At 57.1% G+C, this 3200-nt stretch carries 3 protein-coding genes and 1 tRNA gene; all 4 read left to right on the forward strand.

Translation table 11 applies throughout. The features are described 5' to 3' along the window. Positions 1-633, forward strand: a 633-nt coding sequence (locus tag AB5405_RS09585) for an HD domain-containing protein (protein WP_368138322.1), incomplete at its 5' end; no start/stop codon positions are given. Between the two features lie 127 nt (positions 634-760). After that, positions 761-837, forward strand: a tRNA-Glu gene (locus AB5405_RS09590). Positions 838-987: 150 nt separating this feature from the next. Further along, the gene (locus AB5405_RS09595; RefSeq protein ID WP_368138323.1) at positions 988-2295 is read left to right on the forward strand and encodes a lysylphosphatidylglycerol synthase transmembrane domain-containing protein; all 1308 of its coding nucleotides are present in this window, start codon (positions 988-990) and stop codon (positions 2293-2295) included. A gap of 116 nt (positions 2296-2411) precedes the next feature. Beyond that, complete coding sequence (locus AB5405_RS09600; RefSeq protein WP_157757975.1) at positions 2412-3023, forward strand: TetR/AcrR family transcriptional regulator; 612 nt, start codon at positions 2412-2414, stop codon at positions 3021-3023. Positions 3024-3200: the final 177 nt, after the last annotated feature.

Raw genomic sequence — 3200 nt, forward strand, 5'->3', positions numbered from 1 at the left:
TACGAGCATATCGCCCGTGTGCTGACGGTGGCAGGGGAGCTGGCGCTGTGCGACGGCGTCGCGCCCTCGTCGAGCCTTATGTGGGCGGCGTTTTTGCACGATGTGTCCAAGCCCGATTGCTTTACGGTCGATCACGCCGGCAGCGGACACTTCTACGGTCATCCAGAGCTCGGCGCCAAGAAGGCGCGCGTCATTATGGACCGCCTGGCGCTCTCGCACGACCTGGCGCGCGACGTGTGCCTGCTCATCAAATATCACGACAAGCCGCTGCGCCCAGAGCGCTCCTGCCTGCTCAATATGATGCGCGCGCTTTCGGGCGAGGGCGTCGACACGCCGCGCTTGATGGACGAGCTCATGGATCTTAAGCGTGCCGACACGCTCGGCAAGGCCCCGTCGTGCTTCTATTACGTTGAGACGATTGAGGAGATGCGCGCGATGGCGCACGAGCTGCTGAAGGCGGGGGAGCCCTATACGATCAAGATGCTCGCCATCAACGGCGGCGACCTGATCCGTGCCGGAGTCAAGCCCGGGCCGGAACTGGGGCAGCTACTCAACTCCGCCCTCGACGCCGTGATCGAAGACAACATCCCCAACGAGCGCGAAGCTCTTTTGGTCCATCTCAACTTGAATTAGCTACCCAGTTTACCTGTGTGTTCCATAACCTGCCGACAATTTTTCGGCAATTTGGAATTTCTTCTTGCGTTGATGTTTTTTGTCCCGTAATATATTTCCTCGCAGCACGGCAGTGCAGATGTCATGTGGCCCGTTCGTCTAGCGGTTTAGGACGCCGCCCTCTCAAGGCGGAGATCACCAGTTCGAATCTGGTACGGGCTACCACGCATCTGATACCCGGACTTCCCATGGAAGGCCGGGTTTTTTATTTTCAAACAACCGTCTGCAATTCCCGTTTGAACCAGAGCTTTGCGTTCTGCTTATGGTCCTTGCGGGTACAATATCCAAGATATTTTGTCTGTTAGAAGGAGTCTCATGACGGAGTCCTCTCAGCATACGTCTAAGCCCCAGGTCGAGGTTGAGGCCTCGGGCGGCGATGACAATAAGAGCGCACGCCGCGGCGCCATCTTTATCGGCGTCGTGCTGGTGGGTTATATCGTCTATCTGGTGGTAACCGGGCAGATGGGGCAGTTCTGGGCCGCTATGTCGAGCGTCCAGGCGTCATGGCTCTTTGTCGCGTGTCTTTGCATGTTCATGTATCTGTTCTTTGGCATTGTGGCCTATGCGATCGCTGTCTGGCTCGACCCCAATTCACCCGTTGGCATTCGCGACCTGATCTCGGTCGAGGCGAGTGGCATCTTCTTTGGCAACCTCACACCTATGATGATGGGCTCGACTCCCGCCCAGATCTACCGCCTGACCAAGGCGGGCCAAAATGTCGGCGAGGCTGGCGCCACGCAGTTCACGCGCTTTATCGTGTACCAGTTTGGCCTCGTTGCCTGGGGCGCTATCCTATTGCTTGCTCGCATGCCGTTTTTTGCCGATTGCTATGGCGATATGACGTTGCTGTGCGTCTTTAGCTTTGGTGGGCACTGCTGCATCTTGCTTGGCATCTTCGCCGTCGCGCTCATGCCTAAGACCGTCACGCGCGTCGCCCACTGCATCATCAATTGGCTTGAGCGCATTGGTGTCTCGGCCACTAAGATCGAGGGATGGCGCACGTTTGTCGATGGCGAGATCTACTCCTTCTCCGAGAAGTTCAAGCTTTCAGCCGGACATTTTTCTTCCATGCTGCTCACCGTGTTTATCACCATGCTGCAGCTCGCGTTTTTCTATCTGGTGCCGTATTTCCTGATGCTTGCCTTTGGCCACCACGAGGTCGACTTTTTCTCGGTCATGGCCGCGAGCGCCTTTGTCCAGCTTCTGAGCTCTGCGGTTCCCTTGCCCGGTGGAACTGGTGGCGCTGAGGGCGGCTTTGCATTGTTCTTGGGTCATTTCTTTGGGTCGGCTTCGACCGCCGGCTATCTGCTGTGGCGCCTCATTACGTTCATTGCGCCGACCATTTTGGCTGCGCCCCTGCTGGGTCTTAAGAGCGCCCACAACGAGAGCATCCATGCGCGCTGGGATCGCGTGATGCGCAAACTCGGCCGCACGTCTCAGACGCCCTCTGCGCCCACTAAGCCGCACCCCACGAATGCTGTTACCGTTGATCCCAAGAAGCACGCTCAGAAGGCTTCTGGGGCCGCTAAGCCGGCTCATAAAGCCTATGTGCGCCAGACAGGCGATGGTATTCGCGTATCTCCGTCGGCACTCAATAAGAAGAAGCGCCCTAAGTCGCAGTAGGACAGTCGTGCGTTCTTCATGATGCGGGGCATATTTATGCTGTATGGGGGATAATCCTCTTACGTAGATTATCTCTCATCTGTTGATGAATGCCCTCTTATCGAAGGGACACGCCCATGGCAACCAGCAAACCGCGTCTTGACCGCCGCATTGTTCGCAGCCGTAATGCCATCCTTTCCGCTTTCGAGCGCCTGCTCATGGAAAAGCCGCTGGCAGACATTACGGTGAGTGCCATCGCACGCGAGGCCAATGTCGACCGCAAAACCTTCTACGTGCACTTTGGCACGGTTGACGGCCTGCTCGATGCCATTGCCGTCGATGTGGTGGAGATGATTGTCGACTCGGTCGAGAAAACGCTTGCTTCCATGGACGGCGACACCAACGAGCGCGCCCTGGGCGCGGCGGCGACCTTCTTTAAAACCGTTAACGAGGCACTGTGCAACAACTTGGTGCTCAATCGTCAGCTGATCGAGAACATTCCGCTCGATGATTTTATGGCTCGTCTTCGTGCACCGCTCGAGCACGAGATTGCCGAGCGCGATCTGCTGCCCCAAGGTCTCAAGGACGAGATGTTCGATTACTATCTGGCGTTTTTGCTGTCCGGTATTATCGGTATCTATCGCACGTGGGCGCTGTCTGACGGATCGGTTCCTATCGAGCGTGTGTCGGAGGTCGCCAACGATCTGACTCTCAATGGTCTGTCGAGTCTGGAATCTCGCTTGGATTAGGCCTAGTTGGGCTCGTCGGCGTGGAAATTCTTGTTCACGAGGTTCTCCGGCGCCTTGTAGACCTCACCGGCGTAGGAGCTGTAGCCTGAGGATCCTTAAAATAAGGCTCTGTTAGACCAGGATTGACATGCCGACCTGCCGGCTAACTCGCCGTCTCCCCGTCGGGCGCCGGCGTCT

The sequence above is a fragment of the Collinsella aerofaciens genome (assembly GCF_040920445.1).
Lineage (GTDB): Bacteria > Actinomycetota > Coriobacteriia > Coriobacteriales > Coriobacteriaceae > Collinsella > Collinsella aerofaciens_BH.

Excerpts from the sequence above, each read along its gene's own strand:
- AB5405_RS09595 (WP_368138323.1), top strand. The coding sequence starts at position 988 with ATGACGGAGTCCTCTCAGCATACGTCTAAGCCCCAGGTCGAGGTTGAG.
- AB5405_RS09600 (WP_157757975.1), top strand. The coding sequence starts at position 2,412 with ATGGCAACCAGCAAACCGCGTCTTGACCGCCGCATTGTTCGCAGCCGT.